Genomic DNA, 25,347 nt, shown 5'->3' on the forward strand with positions numbered 1-25,347 from the left:
CCGGCCGGCCGCCGCGTCACCTGGCACGGCGCCGGCCGCCGTGGTCACCGGGCGCGGCGCCGGGCCGGGAGCGTCAGTGTGCGGCCTCGCCGTGCGGGCCCAGGTGGCTGCGTTCGCCTTCGTGGTCGAGGATGCAGAGGATCTCGGCCGGACCGTCGTGCGCGCCGAACGCGTGCGGGACGGTCGTGGAGAACTCGGCCGCCTCGTTGGGCCCGACCAGGATGGTCCGTTCGCCGAGGCGCAGCACGATCGTGCCCGAGAGCACGGTGAACCAGTCGCGCCCCGGGTGCACGCGCAGTTGGTCGGGCACCCTGCGGGTGACGCGCATCTTGCTGACGGTCTGCCCGCTGTCGCGGGACAACAGCCAGGTGGTGATGCCCCGGGCGTCGTCGCGGTGCGGGCGGATCACCACGTCGTCGTCGGCGTCGGACTCGACCAGGTGGTCCAGCGTGGTGCCGAGCGCCCGGGCGATGACGGCGAGCTGGTCCAGGGCGATCCGGCGGTGGCCGGTCTCGATCCTGCTCAAGGTGGACGGGCTGAGCAGGCAGGCGGCGGCCAGCTCGTCCAGTGACCAGCCGCGGGCCACCCGCAGGCCGCGGATGCGCTGCCGGACCAGTGCCTCCAGATCTCCGTCTTGCTTCATACGCAAGATGCTATGTCTTTGACGCAAGGCGCGGCTACCGTCGACGCATGCCACACGATCACCTGGTCGAGATGCTCGACCTGGACGCCGAGGTCCTGCACGAATACCACCGCGAGCTGATCGGCTGGGTCGGCCAGGAGTCCGCCGACCGGCCACAGGGCCGGCCAGCTGCCGACCGGCCCCGGGTCGTCGACCTCGGCGCCGGCAGCGGCACCGGGTCCCTGGCCCTCGCCCGGGAGCTGCCCGGCGCCGAGGTCACCGCGGTCGACGTCGACCCCGACATGCTCGCCCACCTGCGGGCCCGGGCCGACGCGGCGGGGCTGGGCGACCGGATCCGTACGGTCGAGGCCGACCTCGACGCCGCCTGGCCGCCGCTCGGTCCGGCCGACGTCGTCTGGGCCGCCTCCTCGATGCACCACATGGCCGACCCCGGCCGGGCACTCGCCTCGGCGCTGCGCGTCCTGCGGCCGGGTGGGCTGCTGGTGGTCGCCGAGCTCGAGTCGTTCCCGCGTTTCCTGACCGGGACCGCGGACGAAGGACTGGAGGATCGCGCCCACGCCGAGCTCGCCAGGCGCCGGCACGAGGCGGGCCTGCACATGCGCGCCGACTGGGCCGGGCTGATCGCCGGTGCCGGGTTCAGCGCGGTGACGGAGCGGCGTTTCGAGATCTCGCTGCGGCCGCCGCTGTCCCCGGCCGCCGCTCGCTATGCCGAGGTCGCGCTGCTCCGGATGCGGCACGGCCTGGAGGAGCGGCTGGCCCCGACCGATCTGGCGGCGCTGGAGAAGATCGCGGCGGGCATGGGAGGCCGATCCGACCTGACCGTGCGGACGACGCGGACGGTGTGGCTGGCCCGCGCTTGACCTCATACCCCGGAGGGGTATCGTGTGCACGTCAGGACGATACCTCCCGGGGGTAAGGTGGCGGGCGTGGAGCAGCGGATCGAGTTGGCTATCGGCGGGATGACCTGTGCGTCCTGCGCCAGCCGCATCGAGAAGAAGCTCAACCGGCTCGACGGGGTCGTCGCGTCCGTCAACTACGCCACCGAGGTCGCGACCGTCGCCGCGCCCGCCGGTGTCACCGTCGACCACCTGATCGAGACCGTGCGGAAGACCGGCTACACCGCCGAGCGCAAGGCCGAGCAGGCCCCGGCCGAGCCGAAACGGGACGAAACGCGCGTCCTGCGGGACACGGTGCTCGTCTCCGCCGCCCTCGCCGTCCCGGTGATCGTGCTCGCCATGGTGCCCGCCTGGCAGTTCACCTACTGGCAGTGGCTCTCGCTCACCCTCGCCGCGCCCGTCGTGGTCTGGGGCGGCGCCGCGTTCCACCGCGCCGCCTGGGTCAACCTGCGGCACGGCGCCGCGACCATGGACACGCTGATCTCCATCGGCACGCTCGCCGCGCTCGGCTGGTCGGTCTGGGCCCTGTTCTTCGGCATGGCCGGTGAGCCGGGGATCAGGCACGGGTTCGACCTCACGCTGCAACGGGGGGCGGGCACCGACGCGATCTACCTCGAGGTCGCCGCCGGCGTCACCGTCTTCGTGCTCGCCGGGCGCTTCTTCGAGGCCCGCGCCAAGCGCCGCGCCGGTGCCGCGCTCGCGGCCCTCGCCGACCTCGGCGCCAAGCAGGTGGCCATCCTGCGGGACGGCCGCGAGACCATCAGGCCGATCGCGGAACTGCGCGAAGGCGACCGCTTCGTCGTACGGCCCGGCGAGAAGATCGCCACCGACGGGGTCGTCGAGGAGGGCGCCTCCGCGATCGACCAGAGCCTGCTCACCGGCGAGTCCGTGCCGATCGAGGTCGGCCCGGGCGACTCGGTGACCGGCGGCACCGTCAACGCCGACGGCCGCCTGGTCGTCACCGCCACCAAGGTCGGCGCCGAGACCCAACTCGCGCACATCGCCCGGCTGGTCAGCCAGGCCCAGAGCGGCAAGGCCGAGGTCCAGCGCCTCGCCGACCGGATCTCCGGGGTGTTCGTACCCGTCGTGCTCGTCCTGGCCGCCGGCACCTTCGGCTACTGGTGGGGGACGGGTGGTGGGCTCGCCGCCGCGTTCACCGCCGGCATCGCCGTGCTGATCATCGCCTGCCCGTGCGCGCTCGGGCTCGCCACGCCGACCGCCCTGCTGGTCGGCACCGGGCGCGGCGCGCAACGCGGCATCCTGATCAAGGGTCCCGAGGTGCTGGAGTCGACCCGCACCGTCGACACGATCGTGCTCGACAAGACCGGCACCGTGACGACGGGTCGGCTCGCGGTGGTCAGCACGGAAGGCCCGGACGAGATCCTCCGGTACGCGGCCGCGGTCGAGGCCGGTTCCGAGCACCCGATCGGCCGGGCCATCGTCGCCGCCGCTGCCGCCGCTCGGGGTGAGCGGTTGCCGGCGGTCACCGACTTCCGGGCGACACCCGGCCGCGGCGTCCGCGGCATCGTCGAGGGCCGCGAGGTGCTCGTCGGTCGCGCCGAGTTCACCGGCGCCGCCCCGGGGCAGGCTGAGCACGGTGGTCACACCGTGGTCACCGTCGCGATCGACCAGGACGTACGCGGTCGCCTGGTGCTCGCCGACGACATCCGCCCGAGCAGCCGCGAAGCCATCGCGACGCTGCGCCGCCTAGGCCTGCGGCCGGTCCTGCTGACGGGTGACAACGCCGACGCGGCCCGGCAGGTCGCGGACGCGACGGGCATCGACGAGGTGATCGCGGAGGTCCTGCCCGCCGACAAGGTCGACACGGTCAAGCGCCTGCAGGACGAGGGCCGCGTGGTCGCGATGGTCGGCGACGGTGTCAACGACGCGGCCGCCCTCGCCCAGGCCGACCTGGGGCTGGCGATGGGCGCGGGCACCGACGTGGCAATCGAGGCCGCCGACCTGACGCTGGTCCGCGACGACCTGACCGCCGCCGCCGACGCGATCCGGCTCTCCCGGCGTACGCTGCGGGTTATCAAGGGAAACCTGTTCTGGGCTTTGGCCTACAACGTCGGCGCGCTCCCGCTCGCCGCGGCCGGGCTGCTCAATCCGATGATCGCCGGTGCCACGATGGCGCTATCGTCGATATTCGTCGTCTCCAACAGCCTGCGGTTGCGCAGCTTCCACTGACCGGAGGAGCCGGGTGCTCGACACGCGCCTCTACCACCACCTGGTGACCTGGCTGGGCCAGTGGCCGACGCAGGCGGCGCTGCAGATCGTGGGTTCGGAGAGACGCCTGCGGCCTGGCTGGGACGGCGCGGTCTACCCGGCGGTAGGCGTCGGCACGCCCGAGAGCACGCTGCTGTCGGTGCCGCCGCACCGGGTCGAGCCCGTCCGGGCGCTGGCCGACCTGCCACTGCCCGACCTGCTCGACAAACTGCCCGGAGCGGTCGGGTACGACGGTTGGCGCGCGTACCGGGCGATCTTCCGCTGGTCGACCGACCCGGCACCGCTGGCCGACGCGGGGGAGTGGGTACCGTTCGACGACCCGGCGGTGCCGGAGTGGCTGCACCCGTTCGGGGGCGAGGTGCTCATCGCGCGCGACGAGGCCGGCGGCTACCTCGCGGGCGTCGGCGTCAAGCGCCACGACACCTACGGCAACGAACTCTCGGTCGGCACCGAGCCGGCGGCGCGAGGGAAGGGTCTGGCCCGGAGGCTGGTCGCCCAGGCGGCCCGCCGGGTGATCGACGAGGGCGCCGTCCCGACCTACCTGCACGCCCCGGACAACATCGCGTCCGCGAAGGTAGCGGCCGCGGCGGGCTTCCCGGACCTGGGTTGGGTCAGCTACGGCGTCTTCGGCCCCGACGGCCCCTGAGCCCTGTCCCGGCGGCAGTCGGCGGCGTCGTAGGTCGCGTTGGTCGGTGGGGCTGGGCGTCAGCCGACCGTGGAGCCGAAGATCTCGTCGCGGACGGCGTCGAGGGCCACGAGCAGCGCGCCGCGTAGTACCGGTTCCTCCTCGACCTGGGTGACCACGACCTTCGGCGAGACCAACGTGATCGCCGCGACCTCGTGCTGGACCCGCTCGGCGAGTGCGCTGCCCCCGGCCTGGCCGACCTCGCCCGCCAGCACCACCAGCGGTGGGTCGAGGACCACGCAGGTGCTGGCCACGCCGAGCGCCAGCCGGCGGGCGATCTCGTCGAGTGCCGCGCCGCCCTCGGTGCCCGCGGCGATCGCGGCCCGGATGGCGTCGGCCGCCGACCCGCCGCGGAAGCCGTGCTCGCGGGCCACCGTGCGGAGCGCCGCGGCACCGGCGAGCTGGCCGAACGGCGGCTGCGACCGCCGTGACTGGTCGCGGTTGACCGGCACGCCCGGCATCGGCAGGTAGCCGATCTCGCCGGCGGCGCCGCTGCTGCCGTGGTGCAGGCGGCCGCCGAGCACGATCGCGAGGCCGACGCCGATGTCGGCCCAGACGAGCACGAAGTCGTCGACGCCCGCGGCCGCGCCGTATTCGGCCTCGGCGCAGGCCGCCAGGTTCACGTCGTTCTCGAAGACGACCGGTGTGTGCAGGTCTTCCCGGAGCGCGGCGAGCAGGCCCCGGTGCCAGCGCGGCAGATTGAACGCGAACGTGATGTCGCCGGAGCCCGGGTCGACGAGGCCCGGGGTGCCCAGCACCACCCGGCGCACGCTGTCGAGCGGGGCGTGCCCGTTGCTGGCCGCCTGCACCACGGCCTCGTGCACCACGCCGACGGGGTCGTCATTGTCCTTGGTGGACATCTCGACCCGGCCGGTCACCTGGCCGGTGATGTCGGCGCACGCGGCCACCACCCGGTCGGCGGTGATGTCGACGCCGACCACGAACGCGCTGCCCGGCCGCACCGCGTAGAGCTGCGCGTTGGGGCCACGACCGCCGGCCTGCTCGCCGACCCGGGTGACCAGGCCGCGCTCCTCCAGCCGCTCGACCAGCTGCGACGCCGTGACCTTGGACAGCCCGGTCAGCTCACCGAGCTGGGCGCGGGTCAGCGGGCCACGCGAGAGCAGCAGCTCCAGCGCGGCGCGGTCGTTCAGCGCTCGCAACAGCCGCGGTGTGCCGGGCAGGCGGGTCGACCCCATGCGACATCCTCTAGCAATAAGGAATGTTTACTAATACATTAGTCGCCTTACGAGTAGGCGTAGCGTACTGGGAAGCGAATGGTGCGACGATCACACAACCTGGCAGGAGCGAGTCACAAGAGGGTGAGAACCGATGGCGATTGATCCCGCTCTGCGCCGGCTTGCCCTGCGCACGCTGCTCGCGGCATACCCCGGCAGCACGCCGCCGCCCTGGGCGGTCGACCTGGCCGCCGAAGGGCTGGCCGGTTACACGCTGTTCGGCTTCAACATCGTCGACCGCGAGCAGGTCGCGGCCAGCACCGCGGCGCTGCGGGCGGCGAGCCCCCACGTCATCGTCGCGATCGACGAGGAGGGTGGCGACGTCACCCGGCTCGCGCACCGCACCGGCAGCCCGTACCCGGGCAACGCCGCGCTCGGCGCCCTCGACGACGTCGAGGTGACCCGCGCGGTCTACCGCGCGATCGGTGCCGAGCTCGCCGCCGTCGGGGTGACCGTCGACCTCGCCCCCACCGTCGACGTCAACACCGCCGACGACAACCCGATCATCGGCACGCGCTCCTTCGGCGCCGACCCCGCGCGGGTCGCCGCGCACACCCGGGCCGCGGTCGAGGGCCTCCAGGAGACCCGGGTGGCCGCCTGTGCCAAGCACTTCCCGGGCCACGGTGCCACGGTGGCCGACTCGCACCTCGAACTGCCCACTGTGGACGCGTCACTGGCCGTGCTGCGCGAGCGCGACCTGCCGCCGTTCGCCGCGGCGGTCGCGGCCGGCGCCCAGGCCGTGATGACGGCGCACATCCGGGTGCCCGAGTTGACCGGCGACGCGCCCGCGACGTTCAGTCGGGCCGCGATGCACGAGCTGCTCCGCGGCGATCTCGGCTTCGCCGGTGCGCTGATCACGGACGCGCTGGAGATGAAGGGCGCGGCGGTGGTCGCCGGTGGCACCGCGCAGGCCGCGCCGCTGGCCCTGGCCGCCGGCGCCGACCTGCTCTGCATCGGGGCCGACGTGGACGCCGCGCTCGTCGAGGAGACCGCCGCCGAGATCGTCACGGCCGTCCAGGACGGGCGGTTGGACGCGGCGCGGGTCGAGGAGGCGGCCGAGCGGACCGCCGCCCTGGCCGCCTGGACCGCCACGCCGGCAGGCCCGCTCGAGACCGGGTCGGAGAGCCTCGGGTACGACGCGGCCCGGCGCGCCGTCCACGTCGAGGGTGACCCGCTGGTCGGCGCCCCACCGCTGGTCGTCGAGTTGGCCGCCACGTCCACCATCGCCGAGGGCCGGGTGCCGTGGGGCCTCGGGCCACACATCGACGGTGTGGAGCAGATCCGCGCGGTGGCCGCCACCACGGGCGTCGACGAGTTGCTGGCGCGGGCCGGCGACCGGCCGATCGTGGTCGTCGCGCGGCACGCGCACCGGCTGACCGACGCGACCGCGCTGATCGAGGCGCTGGCCGCCCGGCACCCGGTCACCGTGGTCGAGATGGGCTGGCCGTCGAGCTGGCGACCGGCCGGCGTGCGGGCGTTCGTGACGACCTACGGTGCCAGCCACGCCAACGGGCGGGCGGCCGCGGGGGTGCTCGGCCTGCACTGATTTGAACGCGTTCAAGCTTCGCGTACGATGATGTGCGCTGCGAAGTTGAACGTGTTCGACATCGCGGAGCGGAGTCGGTACGGTGAGAGCGATGACCGACCGACCCGTTCCGCCGCCCGCCGGCTCCGGCGGTGCCGCCGAGCAAACGGGGGTCGGTGGCGCCGCCGGCGCTCGGCCCACCGAGCCGGGTGGGGCCGAGCCGGCCACCGCCCGCGGCGAGCAGACCCGGCAACTGATCCTCGACACCGCCATGCGGCTGTTCCGCGAGCGCGGCTACGCGCAGACCACGATGCGGGCCGTCGCCAAGGAGGCGGGCGTCGCGGTCGGCAACGCCTACTACTACTTCAGCTCCAAAGAGCACCTGATCCAGGAGTTCTACGCGGAGACCGGGGTCGAGCACCGCGCCCGCGCCGCCTCCGTGCTGGCCCGCGAGACCGCGCTCGCGCCCCGGCTGCGCGGCGTGCTGCACGCCGGGATCGACACGGTCGGGCCGTCGCACGAGTTCGCGGCGATGTTCTTCAAGACCGCGGCCGAGCCGACGTCACCGCTGAGCCCGTTCTCGGCCGAGTCGTCGCCGACCCGGGAGGCGTCGATCGCGCTGTTCCGCGAGACGCTGTTCGGCTCGACGGCCAAAGTGGACCCGGAGCTCCGCGACGAGCTGCCGGAGCTGCTCTGGCTCGCGTACCTCGGCGTGGTCCTCTACTGGGTGCACGACCGCTCACCCGACCAGGCGAAGACGCGCGCGCTGATCGACGGCGTGGTCCCGCTGATCGACAAGCTGATCGGGCTGTCCCGGCTGCGGGTGCTGCGCCCGGTGACCAGGGACGTGCTGGGCCTCATCCGTACGCTGCGTCAATAAATGCTTTGCTGAGCGTGGTCCTCGGGCCTGACCATCGAGGGCATGGACGTCTTGACGGTCACGGCACTGCGCAAGCGGTTCGGTCCCGTCGAAGCCGTCGACGGGGTCAGCTTCACCGTGGGCGCGGGTGAGGCGGTCGCCCTGCTCGGGCCCAACGGGGCGGGCAAGACCACGACGCTGCACATGGTGCTGGGCCTGACCCGGCCCGACTCGGGCACGGTCGAGATGTTCGGCCACGACATGACCCGCGACCGCGCCCGCGCGCTGGCCCGGGCCAACTTCGCGGCCAGCTACCTGCACCTGCCGGCGGTGCTGCGGGTCGAGGAGGTCCTCACCGTCTACGCCCACCTCTACGCGCTGCGGCGGCCGGCGGTGCGGGTCGCCGAGATGCTGGAGCTGCTGGAGATCGGGCACCTGCGCCGGCAGCGGTTCGCGCGGCTCTCGTCCGGGCAGCAGACCCGGGTGCTGCTGGCCAAGGCCCTGCTCAACGATCCCGGGCTGCTGATCCTCGACGAGCCGACCGCCAACCTCGACCCCGACGCGGCCGACCGGATCCGGCGGCTGCTGGCCGAGCAGGCGGCCCGGTCGGGCCGGGCCATGCTGATCACCTCGCACAACATGCGCGAGGTCGAGCGGATGTGCGACCGCGTGCACTTCGTCTCCGGCGGCCGGATCGTGGCGACGGGCAGTGCGGCCGAGCTGGCCGGGGCCTACGGGGTCGACGACCTGGAAGCGGTGTTCCTGCGAGTGGCGAGGGGAGGTGGTCCGGCATGACGGTGGCCTACGACGTGGCCAGCGGCGCGGCCCGCCGGCGCCGGGTGGCCGGCATCGTCCGGCGCGACGTGTACGCGCTGCACCGCAACGGCGGGCGGCTGCTGGACATCTTCTTCTGGCCGGTGCTCGAGCTGGTGATCTGGGGCTTCGTGACCGCGTTCCTGCGGGCCAACAACGTGCCGATCGCGGTGTCGATGCTGCTCGGCGCGGTGCTGCTGTGGCACGCGGTGGCCCGCGCCCAGGCCGAGCTGGCGATGGTGTTCATGCAGGACGTCTGGAGCCGCAACCTGCTCAACGTGTTCGCGGGCCCGATCTCGCTGGGCGAGTTCCTGGCGGGCCACGTCATCTTCGTGGCCGGCCTGGTCACGGCGAGCACGGCGGTGCTGTCGACCCTGGCGCTGCTGCTGTACGGCATCGGCGTCACCACGATCGGCCCGGCGGCCGTGCCGTTCCTCGTCGTGCTCACCGGGATGGGCTGGGGCCTGGGCATCATCGCGATCGGCATCGTGATCCGCTTCGGCGAGGGCACCCAGTCGGTGGCCTGGGTCCTGGCGGCGGCATTCCAGCCGTTCGCGGCGGTGTTCTACCCGGTAGCGGTGCTGCCGCCGGTCGCGCAGGCGATCGCCTGGGCGGTCCCGGCCAGCCACGTGTTCGAGGGCCTACGCGGCCTCCTCGCCGGCCACGGCATCGACTGGGCGGGCCTGGCCACGGCAGCGGCCCTCGACGTGGCCCTGCTGGCCGGCGCGGTCGCGTTCCTGGCGCACGCGCTGCGGCACGCCCGCCGCACAGGCCGCCTGTCGAAGTTCGGAGAGTAGGCCGAGCCGGCCCGTGGGGCCGCGCGGACCGTGCTCGGCCGGTCCGAGCGCGCTGGCCGGGCGGCACGCGGGCCGGCCTGCGCGGTCAGGCGGTCGGGAGGGCGAGCAGGGCGACGCCGAGGGCGACCGCGATGCTGGCCGCCACGCGTACCCGGCCCATGGGCTCCTTGAAGGCCCACATCCCGATCACCGCCGCGACCACCACGCTGCTCTCGCGCAGTGCGGCCACCGCGGCCAGTGCCCCCCGCGTCTGCGCCCAGAGCACCAGGCCATAGGCCAATGTGGACATGACAGTGACAGCGACCGCGATCAGCCAGGCCCGGCCGCCCGCGGCCAGGACCGGAGTCTCGCGGCGGAACCCGAACGCCAGCACCGCGGTCGCCGCGCACTCCAGACCCGTCAGCCACAGCGTGTAGCCGGCCGCGCTGCCGCTCGCCCGCACGCCCACCCCGTCGACCAGCGTGTAGCCCGCGATCGTCAGGCCCGTGAAGACCGCCGCCAGCACCGCCGGGCGGTTGGCGCGTACCCGGCGCCACGGTGTCAGGCCCAGCACCCCGATCGCGCCGGCGATGACGACGACGCCGACCGCCGGCACCGGCGCCAGCGGCTCGTGCAGGGCGACCGCCGCCACCACCGCCACCACGACCGGACCGGGACCACGGGCCAACGGGTACGTCTGGTTGAAGTCACCGAGCCGGTACGCCGCCAGCAGGCCCAGGTTGTAGCCCACGTGGATCACCGCCGAGGCGATCAGCCAGCCCCACGAGCCCGCCGCCGGCATCTCGACGAACCAGAGCCCCACCACGCAGACGGCCGCGCCCACCAGGCTGGACCGGGCGAAAATCCCGATCCGGTCGTCGGTGCCCTTGACCAGCGCGTTCCACGACGCGTGCAGGACCGCCGCCGCCAGCACCGCGAAAACGACCGCGGGGCCGGCCCACGGGCTCATACGGCGTTGGCGACGGCCACCCGGGCGGGATCGGGGTCGGCCCAACTCCAGTTGGGATGGGCCCGGTTGGTCAGCAGCACCAGCACCAGCTTCTTGTCGGGGTTGACCAGCAGCGAGGTGCCGGTGAAGCCGGTGTGCCCGAACGTACGCGGGCCGGACAGCCGGCCCATGAACCACGGCTGGTCGAGCACCACGCCGAGCCCGTGGTCGGCGGTGCGCTGCGGGCGCTCGGGGTCGACGGCGGGCTTGCCCTTGTTGGCGTTGGTCAGCATCCGCGTGACGATGGCCTGCGACAGGATCCGCTTGCCGCCGACGGTGCCGCCGTTGAGCAGGAGGTGGCCGATCGCGGCGACGTCGGCGGCGGTGCCGAACACCCCCGCGGAGCCGGCGACGCCGCCCATGATGTTGGCGACGTCGTCGTGCACGGTGCCGCGCAGCAGCCCGCGCGAGGTGCGGGCGTCGGTGGCCACCAGCCGGGCGGCCTGGTCGGCCTGGCTGAGCCAGGTCAGCGGCTTGAAACCGGTGTCGCGCAGGCCGAGCGGCCCGGTCACCTCGGTTTTCAGCGCAGCGTCGAGCGTCTGCCCGGTGAGCTTCTCGACCAGGAACGCGGCGACCATCAGGCCGACGCTGGAGTAGCGGAACGTGTTGCCGGGCACCGCGCCGCTGACCAGCGGTGTCGCGAGCACCGCGGCGCGCCGCGCGGCGTCGGACGACAGCCCGGTCACCTTGGCGCCCACGGGCAGGCCGCTGGTGTGGGTCAGCAGCATCTCGACCGTGACCGCGGCCTTGCCGGTGCCGGTGAACTCGGGCAGATAGGAGACGACCGGGGCGGCGAGGTCCACCTTGCCCTGGTCGACCTGCCTGAGCAGGAGGATCGACGTGTAGACCTTGGTGAGCGAGGCCAGATCGAAGATCGAGTCGGTGCGCATCTTCACGCGCTGTGCCGCCGGCAGCTCGACCGGGCCCGCCTTGTAGCGCAGCGCGTCGCCGACCGCGACCTGGGTGCGGACAGTGCCGTCGATGCTGACCAGCGCGACCGCGCCGGCGTAGGTCGGATGGTCGGGGTTCTCCGGGGTCGGCCGGAGATAGGTGTTCAGCGCGGTGGTCAGCCGCGTCGCGGGCGCCGGCTTGGGCGACGTCGGCGGGCCGAGGGTCGGCTGGCCCAGGCCCGCCCGGCCTCCGGTGCCGGTGAGCGGCGTGCCGACCCCTCCCGCGCCGCCGGTCTGGGTCCACTGCGTGCGCGCGGGTTCCGCACAGGCCGTGAGCGCGCCGACGGCGGCCGCGAGGCCGCCCGTGATCACCGAACGTCGGGAGACAGACACGCCGCCGATCGTCACACGGGACACCCGTGCCGGGCTACCCCGTTCAGGTCTCGGCTTGGGACGGCCAGGTACCGAAGAAGCGCAACGACCGGTCGCGGCCGACCAACCGGGCCGGTGCACTGAGCGCCTGCAGCCAGGACGGCGCGAGCACGCCACGGGCCAGGCTGGCGTTGGCCACGACGGCGGCCCGTAGCGCGGAGAACGCGGACACGCTCGCGGTGCGCCAGACCTCCCGGGGCGCATGGCCGGTCTCGGGGTCGACGATCTGCCGCAACAGCTCCTCGGACGTGTCCCAGTGCCGGCGATGGTGGTTGCTCGCGGTGCTCACCGCCGCGCCACCCGGCAGGCCCACCAGCGCGGCGGGGTCGACCGGGCCGTCGCGGACGACCAGCGGCCAACCGGTGCGCGGGGCCGGGCCGGCCGTCGCGACGTCGCCGCCGATCGCGACCAGCACGCCGACGTCCAGCGACGCGGCGAGCAGCGAGGCGCAGCGGTCGACCGCGCGCGCCCGCATGGTGACCGACAGGTCGAGGGTCACGCCCTCGGGGATGGTCAGCCGCTGCTCGTCGAGGCGCACCTCTTCCCAGGTCGGCGGGCGGTAGACGGCCAACTGTCCGACCTGGACGTGCCGGGTCGGCTCGCTGGCCACCTGCCCGCCGAAGTCCGGGTCGTTGCCGAGGCTGCTGAGCATCGCGCCGACCGTCGGGTCGACGTCCCCCTCGGTCTCGCGCGCCGCCGCCAGCGCCACGGCCACCAGCTCGGCCAGCAGCGGGCTCACCTCGCCGCCGTCGCCGGCCGCGGCGAGCTCGGAGTCGGGGCGCAGCCGGCTCGCGGCCACGTCGATCGCGGCCAGCTCGCCGCCGACCAGCTCGGCCGCGCGGTCGAGGGTGGCGGGATCGGTCACCGCGACCCGGACGGGCTCGTCCCACATCGTCCACTCCGAGCTGGCCACAGTGGACTTCCCGGCGGCGCCGGGGGTGAGCATCGGCCACTGGGTGAACGCCGGTGGTGGTGGCGGTGGGGCGGCTGGGGGCGCGGCCCCGGGCGGGGGGCCCTGCCCGGAACCGCGCGCCGGCCCCGACCCGCGGCCGGAGCTGCCAACGACACTGGCCAACAAGGCCAGCAGAGCCATTCGTACGAACACCATCGCTGCCCCCTCAGTGACGGATCTCTCAGGCATAGCGCGCTTTCCTGAAAGCTCCCTGAGAGAGCCCTGAACGGGTGGGGCCTATGCGGCCCGTGCGGTGTAACGACCCGCGTTGTGCTCGACGACCAGCGGCTGGCCGAACGTTTCCGACAGATGCGCGGCGGTGATGGTCTGCTCGACCGGCCCTTGCGCCACGATCGCCCCATCGCGCAACAGCATCGCGTGCGTGAAGCCCGGCGGGATCTCCTCGACGTGGTGGGTGACCAGCACGATCGCCGGGGCGTCGGGGTCGGCGGCCAGCGTGGTGAGCCGCTTGAGCAGGTCCTCCCGGCCACCCAGGTCGAGGCCGGCGGCCGGCTCGTCGAGCAGCAGCAGCTCCGGGTCGGTCATCAGCGCCCGGGAGATCTGCACGCGCTTGCGCTCGCCCTCCGACAGGGTGCCGTAGGTGCGGTCGGCCAGCGCGGCGACACCGAGCTGGTCGAGCAGGCCGCGCGCGCGGGCCTCGTCCATCGGGTCGTACTGCTCCCGCCAGCGGCCGACCACCGACCAGGCGGCGGTGACCACGGCGTCGAGGACCCGCTCCTCGCCGGGGATCCGCTCGGCGACCTTGGCGGTGGTGAGGCCGATCCGGGTACGCAGCTCCCAGACGTCGGTGCGGCCGATCTTCTCCCCGAGCACGACGGCGCTGCCGGTGGTCGGGTGGAGCTGCCCGGCGGCGATCGACAGCAGGGTGGTCTTGCCGGCGCCGTTGGGGCCGAGCATCACCCAGCGCTCGTCCGGGTACACCGTCCAGGCGACGTCGCGCAGCAACTGGTTGCGATTGCGCGTGACACCGATCCCGTCGAAGGAGAGGACCGCGTCGTCGATCATGTCGGCAGGCACGCGGTCATCAAATCACGCAGGCCGCGGGCCGCGCGGCGCGCCCCGCGGCCCGGCGACCGGGGTCACCCGCCGATGAGGGCCTCGGCGGCGAGCGTCAGATGCGCGACCGAGAGGTCCGGGTCGCGCGGCGGGACGAAGACCACCGCGTCGGCGCCGGCCGCCGTCAGCCGGTGCAGCGCGGCACCGCAGGTCTGCGCGTCACCGACGATCGCGTACCGGTCGACGATCTCGTCGGGAAGCGCGGCCGCGAGCTTCTCGAGGTCGCCGCCGGCGTCGGAAACCAGGCCGGCCAGGGTCTCCGCGTCGGCCGGGTCGGACGGCTGCACCGGCGCGCTGAACTGCGCCGCCAACTCGGTGCGGGCGCTGCGGGCCGCGTCGTCGAAGTCGAGGTGCGCGTAGACGGTCACCCGGTGCGGGTCGGTGCGGCCGGCCTCGGCCCGCCCCTCCTCGATCCGTTCGCGCGCCCAGGCGATGTAGGCGGGTGCGGCGCCCTCGGCCAGGATCGTGCCGTCGGCGACCCGCCCGGCCAGCCGCAGCGACTTCTCGTTGCGCACGCCGGCCGAGATCAGTGGCGGCTCCGCGGGTGGGAAGGCCAGCGTGACGTCGTCGAGGTCGACGTGCCGGCCGTGCCTGGTCACCGTCTCGCCGTGCAGCAGCGCGCGGACGGCGGCGATGCTCTCCTCCAGCACCGCGAGCGGCGACGGGTGGTGCGCGCCGACCTGGCGGACCCAGGCGGGCACGCCGTGCCCGAAGCCCGGCAGGATGCGGCCCGGGAACAGGCGGGTCAGGTTGGACAGCTCCATCGCGGCGAGCGCCGGGTTGCGGAACGCGGCCGGAAGGATGCCGATGCCGATCTTCAGCGACTCGGTGCTGGCGGCGGCCACCGCGGCCGCGGAGATCGCGCCGGTGAAGAAGCAGTCCTCGACCACCCACAGCTCGTCGTAGCCGAGCCGCTCGGCCAGTTGCGCGTAGGCGGGCAGGTTCTCCGGCGGGCTGTCACAGCGGAACATGACACCGATCGGTGGATTGTCCATGGGGAGCAGCCTGCCAGACGGCCCCTACAATCGCCGACTATGGATCGCGCCCGGGTGGTCGTCGTCGGAAGCGCCAACATGGATCTGGTCGCCAGGTCGGGCGTGCTGCCACAGCCGGGTGAGACCGTGCTCGGCGGCGAGTTCGCCATGATCCCCGGCGGCAAGGGCGCCAACCAGGCGATCGCCGCGGCCCGCGCGGGCGCCGCGACCCGGTTGCTGGGCGCGATCGGCTCCGACGCGTTCGGCGTGACCCTCAAGGCGCGGATCGACGCTGCCGGCGTCGACACCGCACTGGTACGGGTGGTCTACGGCGCGTCCGGCGTCGCCCTGATCACCGTCGACGACGCCGGCGAGAACACCATCGTCGTCGCGCCGGGCGCCAACGCCGCCTTCACCGACCTCACCGAGCCCGAGCGCGCCGCGATCGCCGACGCCGACGTGCTGGTCGCCCAGCTCGAGATCCCGGTGGAGACGGTCACCGCGGCGGCCCGGGCGGCCCGCGCCGCCGGCACCCGGGTGGTGCTCAACGCGGCACCGGCCCGCTCGCTGCCGGCCGACCTGCTCGACGCCGTCGACCTGCTGGTCGTCAACGAGACCGAGGCCGACGCGATCACGGGGGAGCGCCGGCCCGAGCCGCTGCTCGCGGTGGTGCCTCGGGCCGTCGTCACGTTAGGCCCGGCGGGCGCCTGGTACGTCGACCGCGACGGCGCGTCGGCCCAGGTGCCCGGCGTGCGGGTGGACACCGTGGACTCGACCGCGGCCGGCGACGCGTTCACCGGTGCGCTCGCGGTGGCCTGGGCCGAGGGCCGCGAGATCGTCGACGCGGTCGGCTGGGCCTGCGCCGCCGGCGCCGCCTGCGCCCGCACGCTCGGCGCCTCGACCGCCCTGCCGCGGCGGGCCGAGATCGACGAGCTGTGGTCGGTCAGCCGAGGTCCTGGCCGCGCTTCGTGAGCATCCGCAGGCCCGGGATGCCCTTCACGGCCAGCCGCAGGTCACGGGTGACCTCGAGCAGCTCGTGGATGTCGGGGCCGACCCGGTCCAGCGTCGCCAGGATCGGCAGGATGTCCTCGTCCATGTGCTTCGTGAATCGGGGCAGCTCGTCGATCAGCTTGATGGCCGCGTCGACCTCCTCGTCGGAGAGCTGCTCGACGAAGCGGTGGGCCATCGGCGCGCCCCGGCGCAACGCGGGGGCGTAGACGCCGAGCAGCTCGTCGGCCGTACCGGCGGTGGTCTCGGCCTTGTCGACGACGGCGTTGGCCTTGACCGTCACGGTCTCGGCCTCCTCGACCAGGATCCGCGTCGCGGTGACCACCCGGGTCACCTGCTCGACCTGCGTCGTCGCGGCGGCGCTGAGCGCGCGGGTGCGCTCGAGCACCGCCTCCGCGTCGGTCACGGCGGCGTCGACGCCGTCGATCAGCACACCGGCCCGGTCGGCCAGCGCGTCGAGCCGTTCGAGGAACGCCTCCGCCCGGTCGGCGATGCCACCGACGCGCTTGACCAGCGCCTCGATGTCGTCGATCACGCGCAGGGCACGGGCCGGGACGGTGACCGCGGCACGGGTCAGGCCGATCACGTCGCTCGGGGTCGGGATGGGCAGCGCCATGCCGACCATTGTCACCCGGCCGGGCCAGCCCGGCGGGTCAGGCCAGGTTCGACGAGCGGGGGTACGCGTCGGCCGGGTCGGTCAGCACGTTGACCAGGTAGGGAACGCCGGCCGCGAAGGCCCGCTCCAGCGCACCGCCGAGGTCGGCCGCCTTGCTGACCGTCTCGCCCGCGCCGCCGAGCGCCCGGACGACCTCGTCGTAGCGCAGCCCGGGCTGCAGGTCGGCGGCCACGTCGTAGCCGTACATCGCCTGCATGGGGTGCTTCTCCAGGCCCCAGATGCCGTTGTTGCCGACGACCATCACCACCGGCAGGCCCTGGCGGACCAGCGACTCGGCGTCCATCAGGGAGAAACCGGCGGCGCCGTCGCCCATCAGCACGCAGATCTGCCGGTCGGGGTAGGTCACCCGGGCACCCATCGCGTAGCCCATCCCGGTGCCCAGGCAGCCGTACGGGCCCGGGTCGAGCCAGGTGCCGGGCTGCGCGGGCTCGAGGTAGCGGCCCGCGTACGAGACGAAGTCGCCGCCGTCGCCGATGGTCACCGCGTCGGGCGCGAGGACGCGGCGCAGCTCGCCGTAGATCCGGGCCGGCTTGATGGGGTCGGTGTCGGCCGCCATCTCCTCGGCGTCGCGCGCCTTGCCGGCGTCCTCCGCGGTGCGCAGGCCGGCGATCCAGTCCTCGTGGTCGGCCCGGGTGCCCGTGTAGTCGGCCAGCGCGGAGAGGATCAGCCGCAGGTCGCCGGCGGGGGAGACGGTCGGGGTCACGTGGGTGGCGCGCTGGCTCGGCGCGTCGACGATGTGCACGACCTGCGCCGAGCCGAAGTCGCCGAAGCCCAGGCGGAAGTCGAGCGGGGTGCCGATCACCACGACCACGTCGGCGCCCTTGAGCGCGGCCCGGCGGGCCTTGGCGAAGGCGAGCGGGTGGGTCGGCGGCAAAGCGCCACGACCCATGCCATTGGCGATCACGGGTACGCGCAGCGTCTCGGCCGCCTCCCGCAGCGCGGCGACGGCGTCGGCCGCGTAGACGTCGGAGCCCGCGATGATGACCGGGTGCTGGGCCTCGGCGATGAGCTGCGCGGCCCGGGCGACGTCGGCCGGGTCCGGCTCGACCACCGGGACGTCGGGCGCACCGGGCGCGTCGGCCTCGCCGTGCGAGAAGACGATCTCGAGGGGCAGGTCGAGGAAGACGGGGCCGCGGTGCGGGGTCAGCGCCGCGCCCAGCGCCGTGCGGACCGCGCCGGGGATCTCGTCGGTGGCGAACACGGTCGCCGCGTGCTTGGTCACCGGGGCGACCAGCGGCACGTGGTCGAGCTCCTGGAGGCTGCCGGCACCCCAGCGCATGGCCGGCGCCCGGCCGCCGATCACCATCACCGGTGAGGCGTTGAACAGGGCGCTGGTCAGGCCGGAGATGCCGTTGGTGACACCCGGGCCGGCGGTGAGCACCGCGAGCCCCGGGCGGCGGCGCAGCTTGGCGACGGCCTCGGCGGCGAAGACGGCGGACTGCTCGTGCCGGACGTCGTAGATGGGGAAACCGGTCTTGTGCGCCGCGTCGTAGAGCGGGAACACGTGGCCACCGGAGAGCGTGAACATCTCCTGGACGCCGGCCGCGCGCAGTGCCGCGAGGGCCAGCTCGCCGCCGTGACCCTCGATCCGCTCGCTCATCGCCACTCCCGTCGCTCGGTTCGCTCTGAGCACCTTACCGGTGGGTAGCGAAGAACGTGAGAATGACTCACCTCAGTTCGCCGAGCCAGCGCCGGATGCCGTCGATGATGTCGGTGTACGAGTCGCCGGTAGCGTAGTGGAAGGCCACCACGGCCGCGACGACGGGCAGCGCCACCAGCAGCAGGAGGCTGAACAGGGCCCGCAGGAACCGGCCGAAGCCGCCGCTGCGGCGGGGTCGCGGTGCCGGCTTCGGGGCGTCCCAGACCGGCGGCCGGTCGTCGCGGCGGACCCGGGCGGGTGCCGGCTCGGGGTAGGGGTAAACGCGTGGCTCGTCGTGGCCCGACAGCGCCCGCAGGTCGGCGACCAGCGCGGGCTCGGCCAGGGTGTCCCGGCCGAAGCGGGACGGGCGGCTGGCGTTCCGGGCCGGCCGGGTGGGCACGGCCGCGCGACCCGGCGGGAACGACGGGACAGGCTCGGGCTTGGCCTTGGCGGGGGTCGCGGTGCGGGCGCCGTTCGCCGCGACCGCGACGGGCGCGCTGGCGATCACCGGCCGGGCCGGGGTGCGGTCCGGGTCGGGAGCGGAGCCGCCGTCACCGGGCTTGTCCGCCTTGCCAGGCTGGTCGAGATCGCCGGGCTTGGGGGGCTTGTCGGGCGGCGCGGCCTGGCTCCCGGCGGGCGGCGCGGGTGAGACGGGCGCGATCGCCGCCAGCGCGCCGTTGGCCGGCTCGACGATCTTCGGGAACTCGCCGGTCACGGGTACGGCCGCCGGGGCGCTCGCCAGCACCGCCGTGGCGGCCAGCACGGCACCCTCCGCCACCACGAGCTCGGGCTGCTCGATCACGACCGGCGGCTCGCCCAGCTCCCGGTGCAGCAGGGTCGCCAGCAGCGGGATCCGGCTCGACCCACCGACCAGGAAGACGCCCGCGCGGTTGCCGGGCGGCAGCGCCGCGGCCTCGATCACGGCCTTGGTCACCTGCACCGTCTGGGCCAGGATCGGCATCGCCACCTTTTCCAGCTCGGCGCGGGTCAGGTGGGCCTCGACGTCGCAGAGCGGGATGACCAGGTCGGCGGACGGGCTGCGGGACAGCCGCTCCTTGGCCACCCGCACGTCGTCCCAGAGCTGCCGCTTGGCCCGTCGGTCCTCGACCGTCACCGGCTCGCGCAACCGCTGCCAGGCCTGCGGGTGGGCCGGCGCGTAGGTGGTGGCCAGGTGCTCGACCAGCGCCGCGTCGACGTCGAGCCCGCCCAGGTCGGCGCGGCCGTCGACGGCCAGCACCTCGAAGCCGGTCGCCCGGCGGACGACGACGCTGGCGTCGAAGGTGCCCGCGCCGAAGTCGTGCACCACGACGGCCGAGCCGATCGGCACGTCCCGGCCGAGCACCTCGGCGAAGTAGGTGGCCGCGGCGACCGGCTCGGCGACCAGGCGGCCCTCGCCCAGGCCCGCGTCGGCGGCCGCGCGGGAGAGCAGCTCGCGGCGGGTCGCGCCCCAGATGGCGGGGCAGGTCAGGGTCAGCGCGGGCGGGGTGTCGGCGGTGACCTCGCCGGTGGTCAGGTCGCCGACGGTGCGGCGCCACTCCTCGGCGAGCCGGCCGAGCACGGCGCCGACCAGGTCGCCCACCGGGATGTCGCGCTCGCCGAGCAGCACGCTGCCGTCGTCGACCCGGCGTTTCGGGTTGGGCTCGAACCGCGCCGGGTCGAGGCGGGCGCTGTGCACGGCGTCGCGGCCCGCGACCAGCGGGGCGTCGCCGGGCGGGGCGTAGACCGCGGAGGGGAGCAGTGGCGAGCCGTCGACCAGCAGCGGGCGCGCCCGACCGTCGGGCCAGCGCACGACGGCGACCGTGTGCGAGGTCCCGAAATCGACCCCCAGCGCGGCCCCCGGTGACATGCGCCGAGCCTACCGGGACCGCGCCCGCCGGCGAGCGGGGTTGATCAACATCCGTTAGCGGCCCGTGCTGAGCAGTTGATCACCTTCCGGTGAAGTCCGGTTTGCGCTTTTCCACGAAGGCCGCCATGCCCTCGGCGCGGTCGTCGGTGGCGAACAGGGCCGCGAAGAGCTGGCTCTCCCACGCCAGACCCGAGTGCAGGTCCATCTCCAGGCCGCCGTCGATGGCCTGCTTGGCGGCGCGCAGCGCCTGGGCGGGACCGTTCGCGTACGGGCGGACCAGCGCGATCGCCTCGGCGTAGACGTCGGCGGCGGGCACCACCCGGTCCGCGAGCCCGATCCGCAGCGCCTCGTCGGCGTCGACCATCCGGCCGGAGAGCACGATGTCCTTCGCCCGCGCCGGGCCGACCAGCCGGGCGAGCCGCTGGGTGCCGCCGGCGCCGGGGATGATGCCGAGCTTGATCTCGGGCTGGCCGAGCTTGGCGTCGTCGGCCACGACCCGCCAGTCACAGGCCAGGGCGAGCTCACAGCCGCCGCCCAGGGCGTACCCGTTGATCGCCGCGACCACCGGCTTCGGGATGTGGGCGACCGCCCCGAGCGCCGCGGACAGGCCCGCCGCCCGGCCCGCCATGTCCACGTACGACATGGTGGCCATCTCCTTGATGTCGGCGCCCGCGGCGAAGACCTTCTCGCCGCCGTAGACCACGACCGCGCGGACCTCGTCGTCGGCCGTCGCCGCGAGCGCCGCGTCCCGGATCTCCTCCTGCACCTGGCGGTTGAGCGCGTTCATCGGCGGCCGGTCGAGCCGGATCGTGCCGATTCCGTCGTGCTTCTCCAAGCGGACAAGCTCGCCCACGTCACACCTCCATGTGCTTATCAGGTTCGAGACACATTACGGGGTCCGCGACTGGGTAACTTTGACGTGGGTCCTCACAGGTGGCAGGGATGATTACTTACTACAACGACCGCGCGGTGCAGGTCACGTCCCAGGCGATCAGGGTCGCCGGGCGGAGCTACCCGCTGACCGCGTTGTCCCGGGTGTGGCACCGCCGCGGCCAGCGCTCGTGGGGCACGGTGGCCGGTCGCGGCGCGATCGGCGTCGCCCTGCTCGTGCCGCTGGTGGCCGCCGGGCTCGGCATCGCGCTCGCGCTGCGGCTGCACACGACGACGACCACCACCGTGCTGATCGTCGGCGGCTCGGTGCTGGTCGGCCTGGCCGCCGCGCCGCTGGCCGACCTGCTGCTCGGCCGCCTGGACCTGTCCTACTCGAAGGGTGCCCGCGCCCTGGAGATCTGGGCCGAGGTCGGCGGCCGGCCCACCCTGCTCGTGCGTACGGCCGACGCCCTGCGGTTCGGCCAGATCTACCGGGCGCTGCAGCGGGCGCTCGAAGCGGCACCCAGGTATTGACGCCGGCGGTTTTCCTGAAGAGGTGACCGTCTACTACCGCGACAAGGACGTCCAGGTGACGTCCGACGTGGTGCGGGTCGACGGCGTCAGCTATCCGGTCTCGGGCCTGGCCCTCGTCTGGCACAGGCGTGGCTCCGGAACGACCCGCACGAGGTCCCGGCGGGTCGGCCGGGGCGTCCTCATCCTGATCATCTCCATCCTTCCCCTGGCGGCGATCGTCTGCGCGATCTCGCTGGTCTACTCGGCGAGCGACCGGGCCGCCTGGGGTCTCGCGGCCGGCGTGCTCGCCGTGGGCGTGGTCGGCGCGCTGGCCCTCGCGCCGTTCGCGGAACTGCCACTGGGCTGGCTGGACCGCTCCTACGACGAGGGCACGGTGGTCAACGAGCTGTGGGTGCGGTACGTGGGGGAGGACCGCATGCTGCTGCGCACCACCAACGCATTGCGGTTCGGGCAGATCTACCGCGCGGTCCAGCGGGCCGTCGAGAACACCTAGGGCTTGGGCTGGCGGGGGTCCAGGGCCAGGCGGGACTGGGCGGTGACCACGCGGGGTGAGGCGAGGTCGGCGTAGAGGTTGCGGGCCTTGATCCACATCTCGGTGCCGGTCTCGACATCGCCCCACTCGACCAGCACGTCGCCGAGCAGCAGCAGCGCGGCGGCGATGCCGGGCCGGTGGCCCGTCTCGCGGTAGATCCGCAGCGCCTCGCGGACGCCGCGCATGGCCTCCGGGCGGTCGCCGGCGATGTGGGCGCAACTGGCGAGCACCCAGAGGGCGCGTCCTTCGAGGATCCGGTAGCCCGAGGCTCGCGCCTGCTCGAGCGCGGTGTCGGCCAGCTCCCGGGCCTCGGTGGGCCGGTCCTGCTCGAAGCGCAGGTCGGCGAGCGAGACCAGCGCGCTCAGCTCGGTGTGCGGGTAGGCCGCGCGGCGGGCGAGCCGGATCGCCTCGTCGAGCGCGGTGGCGGCCAGGTCGAGATCACCGTTCGCGACGTGCGCGACGCCGAGCGCCTTGTGCGCGTCGGCCAGCAGCCGGGACCGTTCGGTCTCGACGCCGACCTCGACCGCCCGCCGGGCCGTGCGCAGCGCCTCGGCCCCCTCGCCGCAGGCGGCGTGCACCTGCGAGATCGCGCAGAGGATGTCGCCTTCGGTGCGCCGGTTGGCGTGCTTGACGGCCATCCGCAGCGCACCGTTGAGCGTGCGCCGGGCCTGCTTGTAGCGGCCCTGCTCGGCCCGGATCAGGCCGAGCCCGAGGAACGCGATCGCGGACGCCTGCGGCCAGCCCGCGGCCCGGTGCAGCCGCAGGCCGCGCTGGAGCACCTTGGCCGACTCCTCGAGCCGGCCCAGCGCCCAGTAGAGGCCGGACAGGTTGCCCAGCACGGTCGCCTCGGCGGTGCGGTTCTCGTTGTGCTGCGCGACCTCGATGCTGCCCTCGAAGAGCGCGATCGCGTCGAGCAGCCGGCCGCTGCGCCAGTGCAGCAGCGCGAGGTTGCCCATCACGCCGCCCTCGCCGGTGCGCCAGCCGCTGGACCGGGCCAGCTCCAGGGCCCGCGTGTAGTGCCGTTCCGCGGCGGCCGCGTCGGAGCGCTGGGCGTAGAGGTCACCGAGGCACATCTCGGCGGCCGCGGTGCCCATCTGGTCCTTGTCGGCGGTCGCGGCCGCCAGCGCCGCCTCGGCGATCGCCTGCCACTCGGTCGGGCTGCCGGCCGACCAGAGGAACGGGCGCAACGCGTCGGCGAGCCGCACGGCCGCCCAGCGCGGGCCGTGCCGCTCCGCCGCGGCCACCGCCGGGACGAGGTTGGGCAACTCCGCCGTGATCCAGGCGACGGCTTCGGCACCGTCGGCGTAGGTCCTGGCCCGGGCCGGCGCGCGGGCCGCGGTCGGCAGCCGGGAGAACTCCGGGTAGACCAGGCGGCTCGCGTGCTCGACGTGGTCGAGGTAGTAGCCGAAGAGCCGCTCGCGGGCGGCGGCGTGGTCGGGCTCGTCGGCGGCCAGCCGGCCGCGCGCGTATTCCGCGACCAGGTCGTGCAGGCCGAACCGGCCCGCACCGCGCTCGTTGACGAGGCTCGCGGTGACCAGGGCGTCGAGGGCCGGCGCGACGTTCGTGAGGTCGGCCAGGGCGGCCGCGAGGTCGGCGCCGAACTCGGCGCCGGGCACCAGGGAGAGCAGCCGGAACAGCCGCTGGGCGGACGCGGGCAGGGCGGCGTAGCTGAGGTCGAACGCCGCCGAGACCGTGGCCGCCGCGTCGTGCTCGATGGAGAGGCCGGCCAGCCGGTCCCCACCGCGCAGCCGCAGGTTGTAGGCGGCGATCGGCGCGGGCTGGTCGGTCTCGACCTGGGCCGCGGCGACCCGCAGGGCGAGCGGGAGGTGGCCCGTCAGCGCGGCGAGGTCGGCCGCGGCGGTGGGTTCGCGGGCCACGACCTCGGCGCCGAGCAGGCGGCCCAGCAGCGCGGTCGAGGTCGTCGGCGGCAGCACGTCCAGCGGCAGCGCGACCGCGCCGTCGACCGCGACGAGGCCGGCCAGCCGGTTGCGGCTGGTGACGAGCGTGACGCTGCCGTCGCCGGCGGGCAGCAGCGGCCGCACCTGGTCGGCGTGCTCGGCGTTGTCGAGCAGCACCAGCAGCCGCTTGTCGGCGGTGAGGGTGCGGTAGAGCTGCACCGCCTCGTCGAGGTCGGCCGGGGTGCTGGCCGTGGGCACGCCGAACGCGGTCAGGAACCGCCCGATCACCTCGAGCGGCCGCAGCGACCGGCTCTGCGCCCAGCCCCGCAGGTCGACCGCGAGCTGCCCGTCGACGAACCGGCGGCGGGCCCGTTGTCCCCAGTGGACGGCCAGGGTGGTCTTGCCGACGCCGGCCATGCCGGACACGACCACCACGACCGGGCCGTTGCCGCCCTCGGCGGAGACCAGCTTGTCGAGCCGGCGCAGCGGCTCGTCGCGACCGAGGAACGTCCGGGCCGGCGGCGGGAGCTGGGCCGGTGCGGTGCGCTCGTGCGCGGCCGCGCGGAGGATCCGCCGGTGCAGCTCGCGCAGGTTCTCGCCGGGGTCGACGCCGAGCTCCTCCGCGAGCAGCCGGCGGGTGCGCTCGAAGGCGGCCAGCGCCTCACCGCGCCGGTCGGCCCGGGCCAGCGACGTCATGAGCTGGCCCTGCAACCGCTCGCGCAGCGGGTGCTGCTCGGCCAGCGCGGCCACCTCGCCACCGATCTCGCGGTGCCGGCCGAGCTCCAGCTCGAGGTCGAAGCAGTCCTCGTAGGCGGCCAGCCGCAGCTCGTGCAGACGCGCCACCTCGGCGCGGACCCGGTCGCCGTAGTCCTCGCCCTCGTAGGCGGTCGTGCCGCGCCACAGCCCGAGCGCCTTGCGCAGTGCCCGCCGCGCGTCGGGAGCCAGGCCGTCGGCGCGCAGTCGACCGGCCCGGACGACCAGGGTCTCGAACGCGTCGGCGTCGATCCGGCCCGGCGGCACGGTCAGCACGTAGCCGGCCGGCGCCTTGTCGAGCAGCTCGTCACCGAGGGCGCGGCGGAGGTGGTGGATGAGGACCCGGATGGCACCGCGCCGGCTCTCCTCGGCGGCGCCCTTCTCCCATAGCGCCTCGGCCAGCACCTCGACCGGGATCGCGCGGCCGGACTCGGCCAGCAGGTTGGCGAGCACCACCCGATGCTGGCGGGCGGCCAGCACGACCGGATCGGCGTCCGCGCGCAGCACGCGCAGCGGGCCCAGCACCTCGAACCGCATGGGATCTCCCGTTGGTTACCATGGCAAAGACGGTTACTCACGTTAGCGCACGTGCGCCA

Annotated in this window: 22 protein-coding genes; 10 read left to right on the forward strand and 12 right to left on the reverse strand. The window is 74.3% G+C overall.

The annotated features are described in order from the left end of the window. Positions 1-73 precede the first annotated feature (73 nt). Positions 74-643, reverse strand: coding sequence for a helix-turn-helix domain-containing protein (locus Asi02nite_RS04180; RefSeq protein WP_203710784.1), 570 nt, complete (start codon positions 641-643; stop codon positions 74-76). 47 nt (positions 644-690) lie between these two features. Here Asi02nite_RS04180 and Asi02nite_RS04185 point away from each other — a divergent pair, with 47 nt between their 5' ends. The 3 genes from Asi02nite_RS04185 to Asi02nite_RS04195 all read left to right on the forward strand — a co-directional run bounded on the left by Asi02nite_RS04185 (position 691) and on the right by Asi02nite_RS04195 (position 4,414). After that, positions 691-1,503 (forward strand): class I SAM-dependent methyltransferase, encoded by an 813-nt coding sequence (locus Asi02nite_RS04185; protein WP_203710785.1) that lies wholly within the window; start codon positions 691-693, stop codon positions 1,501-1,503. 99 nt (positions 1,504-1,602) lie between these two features. Next, positions 1,603-3,729, forward strand: a complete 2,127-nt coding sequence (locus Asi02nite_RS04190; RefSeq protein ID WP_203710850.1) for a heavy metal translocating P-type ATPase — start codon at positions 1,603-1,605, stop codon at positions 3,727-3,729. Positions 3,730-3,742: 13 nt separating this feature from the next. Further along, the gene (locus Asi02nite_RS04195) at positions 3,743-4,414 is read left to right on the forward strand and encodes a GNAT family N-acetyltransferase (RefSeq protein WP_203710786.1); all 672 of its coding nucleotides are present in this window, start codon (positions 3,743-3,745) and stop codon (positions 4,412-4,414) included. Between the two features lie 59 nt (positions 4,415-4,473). On the opposite strand, the gene Asi02nite_RS04200 is transcribed toward Asi02nite_RS04195, so the two are convergent. Beyond that, positions 4,474-5,649, reverse strand: a complete 1,176-nt coding sequence (locus tag Asi02nite_RS04200) for an ROK family transcriptional regulator (RefSeq protein WP_203710787.1) — start codon at positions 5,647-5,649, stop codon at positions 4,474-4,476. Positions 5,650-5,782: 133 nt separating this feature from the next. Between Asi02nite_RS04200 and Asi02nite_RS04205 the strand changes: the two genes are divergently transcribed. From Asi02nite_RS04205 to Asi02nite_RS04220, 4 genes are all read left to right on the forward strand, one after another. After that, the gene (locus Asi02nite_RS04205; protein WP_203710788.1) at positions 5,783-7,234 is read left to right on the forward strand and encodes a glycoside hydrolase family 3 N-terminal domain-containing protein; all 1,452 of its coding nucleotides are present in this window, start codon (positions 5,783-5,785) and stop codon (positions 7,232-7,234) included. A 91-nt stretch (positions 7,235-7,325) separates the two neighbouring features. Further along, a complete protein-coding gene (locus Asi02nite_RS04210) occupies positions 7,326-8,093 on the forward strand; it encodes a TetR family transcriptional regulator (protein WP_239126458.1) in 768 nt (255 codons plus the stop codon). Positions 8,094-8,135: 42 nt separating this feature from the next. Continuing rightward, a complete protein-coding gene (locus Asi02nite_RS04215; protein WP_203710789.1) occupies positions 8,136-8,867 on the forward strand; it encodes an ABC transporter ATP-binding protein in 732 nt (243 codons plus the stop codon). Beyond that, positions 8,864-9,682 (forward strand): ABC transporter permease, encoded by an 819-nt coding sequence (locus Asi02nite_RS04220; RefSeq protein ID WP_203710790.1) that lies wholly within the window; start codon positions 8,864-8,866, stop codon positions 9,680-9,682. The genes Asi02nite_RS04215 and Asi02nite_RS04220 overlap by 4 nt, the downstream gene beginning before the upstream one ends. An 85-nt stretch (positions 9,683-9,767) precedes the next feature. Here the strand turns inward: Asi02nite_RS04220 and Asi02nite_RS04225 are convergent, their stop codons facing one another. From Asi02nite_RS04225 to Asi02nite_RS04240, 5 genes are all read right to left on the reverse strand, one after another. Beyond that, positions 9,768-10,631 carry an EamA family transporter gene (locus Asi02nite_RS04225; protein ID WP_203710791.1) on the reverse strand — a complete coding sequence of 288 codons (864 nt, stop codon included), beginning with the start codon at positions 10,629-10,631 and terminating at the stop codon, positions 9,768-9,770. Continuing rightward, a complete protein-coding gene (locus Asi02nite_RS04230; protein ID WP_239126459.1) occupies positions 10,628-11,953 on the reverse strand; it encodes a serine hydrolase domain-containing protein in 1,326 nt (441 codons plus the stop codon). Before Asi02nite_RS04230 ends, Asi02nite_RS04225 begins: the two co-directional genes overlap by 4 nt. Before the next feature lie 43 nt (positions 11,954-11,996). Beyond that, positions 11,997-12,938 (reverse strand): FAD:protein FMN transferase, encoded by a 942-nt coding sequence (locus Asi02nite_RS41400; protein WP_239126460.1) that lies wholly within the window; start codon positions 12,936-12,938, stop codon positions 11,997-11,999. A 243-nt stretch (positions 12,939-13,181) separates the two neighbouring features. Continuing rightward, entirely contained in the window at positions 13,182-13,970 is a 789-nt protein-coding gene (locus Asi02nite_RS04235) for an ABC transporter ATP-binding protein (protein ID WP_203710852.1), read from the reverse strand. Between the two features lie 74 nt (positions 13,971-14,044). After that, complete coding sequence (locus tag Asi02nite_RS04240) at positions 14,045-15,016, reverse strand: LLM class flavin-dependent oxidoreductase (protein ID WP_203710793.1); 972 nt, start codon at positions 15,014-15,016, stop codon at positions 14,045-14,047. A 39-nt stretch (positions 15,017-15,055) separates the two neighbouring features. Here Asi02nite_RS04240 and Asi02nite_RS04245 point away from each other — a divergent pair, with 39 nt between their 5' ends. After that, positions 15,056-15,967 carry a ribokinase gene (locus Asi02nite_RS04245; protein ID WP_203710794.1) on the forward strand — a complete coding sequence of 304 codons (912 nt, stop codon included), beginning with the start codon at positions 15,056-15,058 and terminating at the stop codon, positions 15,965-15,967. Here Asi02nite_RS04245 and Asi02nite_RS04250 read toward each other — a convergent pair. From Asi02nite_RS04250 to Asi02nite_RS04265, 4 genes are all read right to left on the reverse strand, one after another. After that, positions 15,939-16,619: a hypothetical protein gene (locus Asi02nite_RS04250; protein WP_203710795.1), complete on the reverse strand. Its 681-nt coding sequence runs from the start codon at positions 16,617-16,619 to the stop codon at positions 15,939-15,941. The genes Asi02nite_RS04245 and Asi02nite_RS04250 overlap by 29 nt on opposite strands. Before the next feature lie 37 nt (positions 16,620-16,656). Then, positions 16,657-18,279 carry an acetolactate synthase gene (locus Asi02nite_RS04255; RefSeq protein WP_203710796.1) on the reverse strand — a complete coding sequence of 541 codons (1,623 nt, stop codon included), beginning with the start codon at positions 18,277-18,279 and terminating at the stop codon, positions 16,657-16,659. 67 nt (positions 18,280-18,346) lie between these two features. Next, the gene (locus Asi02nite_RS04260; RefSeq protein ID WP_203710797.1) at positions 18,347-20,164 is read right to left on the reverse strand and encodes an Hsp70 family protein; all 1,818 of its coding nucleotides are present in this window, start codon (positions 20,162-20,164) and stop codon (positions 18,347-18,349) included. 79 nt (positions 20,165-20,243) lie between these two features. Beyond that, positions 20,244-21,017: an enoyl-CoA hydratase/isomerase family protein gene (locus Asi02nite_RS04265; RefSeq protein ID WP_203710798.1), complete on the reverse strand. Its 774-nt coding sequence runs from the start codon at positions 21,015-21,017 to the stop codon at positions 20,244-20,246. Positions 21,018-21,106: 89 nt separating this feature from the next. Between Asi02nite_RS04265 and Asi02nite_RS04270 the strand changes: the two genes are divergently transcribed. Together Asi02nite_RS04270 and Asi02nite_RS04275 are read left to right on the forward strand one after the other, a co-directional pair. Next, complete coding sequence (locus Asi02nite_RS04270) at positions 21,107-21,568, forward strand: DUF6232 family protein (RefSeq protein WP_203710799.1); 462 nt, start codon at positions 21,107-21,109, stop codon at positions 21,566-21,568. Between the two features lie 22 nt (positions 21,569-21,590). Beyond that, positions 21,591-22,061, forward strand: coding sequence for a DUF6232 family protein (locus Asi02nite_RS04275; protein WP_203710800.1), 471 nt, complete (start codon positions 21,591-21,593; stop codon positions 22,059-22,061). Here Asi02nite_RS04275 and Asi02nite_RS04280 read toward each other — a convergent pair. Beyond that, on the reverse strand, positions 22,058-25,288 hold the full coding sequence (locus Asi02nite_RS04280; RefSeq protein WP_203710801.1) for an AfsR/SARP family transcriptional regulator: 3,231 nt from the start codon (positions 25,286-25,288) through the stop codon (positions 22,058-22,060). The genes Asi02nite_RS04275 and Asi02nite_RS04280 overlap by 4 nt on opposite strands. Positions 25,289-25,347 lie beyond the last annotated feature (59 nt).

Origin of the sequence: Asanoa siamensis, assembly GCF_016862555.1 — a bacterium.
GTDB lineage: Bacteria > Actinomycetota > Actinomycetes > Mycobacteriales > Micromonosporaceae > Asanoa > Asanoa siamensis.

Bases quoted from the DNA above. Each gene is read 5' to 3' on its own strand.
- Asi02nite_RS04180 (WP_203710784.1), bottom strand. From the start codon at position 643: ATGAAGCAAGACGGAGATCTGGAGGCACTGGTCCGGCAGCGCATCCGC.
- Asi02nite_RS04185 (WP_203710785.1), top strand. From the start codon at position 691: ATGCCACACGATCACCTGGTCGAGATGCTCGACCTGGACGCCGAGGTC.
- Asi02nite_RS04190 (WP_203710850.1), top strand. From the start codon at position 1,603: ATGACCTGTGCGTCCTGCGCCAGCCGCATCGAGAAGAAGCTCAACCGG.
- Asi02nite_RS04200 (WP_203710787.1), bottom strand. From the start codon at position 5,649: ATGGGGTCGACCCGCCTGCCCGGCACACCGCGGCTGTTGCGAGCGCTG.
- Asi02nite_RS04205 (WP_203710788.1), top strand. From the start codon at position 5,783: ATGGCGATTGATCCCGCTCTGCGCCGGCTTGCCCTGCGCACGCTGCTC.
- Asi02nite_RS04210 (WP_239126458.1), top strand. From the start codon at position 7,326: ATGACCGACCGACCCGTTCCGCCGCCCGCCGGCTCCGGCGGTGCCGCC.
- Asi02nite_RS04215 (WP_203710789.1), top strand. From the start codon at position 8,136: ATGGACGTCTTGACGGTCACGGCACTGCGCAAGCGGTTCGGTCCCGTC.
- Asi02nite_RS04220 (WP_203710790.1), top strand. From the start codon at position 8,864: ATGACGGTGGCCTACGACGTGGCCAGCGGCGCGGCCCGCCGGCGCCGG.
- Asi02nite_RS04225 (WP_203710791.1), bottom strand. From the start codon at position 10,631: ATGAGCCCGTGGGCCGGCCCCGCGGTCGTTTTCGCGGTGCTGGCGGCG.
- Asi02nite_RS41400 (WP_239126460.1), bottom strand. From the start codon at position 12,938: ATGCTCACCCCCGGCGCCGCCGGGAAGTCCACTGTGGCCAGCTCGGAG.
- Asi02nite_RS04235 (WP_203710852.1), bottom strand. From the start codon at position 13,970: ATGATCGACGACGCGGTCCTCTCCTTCGACGGGATCGGTGTCACGCGC.
- Asi02nite_RS04240 (WP_203710793.1), bottom strand. From the start codon at position 15,016: ATGGACAATCCACCGATCGGTGTCATGTTCCGCTGTGACAGCCCGCCG.
- Asi02nite_RS04245 (WP_203710794.1), top strand. From the start codon at position 15,056: ATGGATCGCGCCCGGGTGGTCGTCGTCGGAAGCGCCAACATGGATCTG.
- Asi02nite_RS04250 (WP_203710795.1), bottom strand. From the start codon at position 16,619: ATGGCGCTGCCCATCCCGACCCCGAGCGACGTGATCGGCCTGACCCGT.
- Asi02nite_RS04255 (WP_203710796.1), bottom strand. From the start codon at position 18,279: ATGAGCGAGCGGATCGAGGGTCACGGCGGCGAGCTGGCCCTCGCGGCA.
- Asi02nite_RS04260 (WP_203710797.1), bottom strand. From the start codon at position 20,164: ATGTCACCGGGGGCCGCGCTGGGGGTCGATTTCGGGACCTCGCACACG.
- Asi02nite_RS04270 (WP_203710799.1), top strand. From the start codon at position 21,107: ATGATTACTTACTACAACGACCGCGCGGTGCAGGTCACGTCCCAGGCG.
- Asi02nite_RS04280 (WP_203710801.1), bottom strand. From the start codon at position 25,288: ATGCGGTTCGAGGTGCTGGGCCCGCTGCGCGTGCTGCGCGCGGACGCC.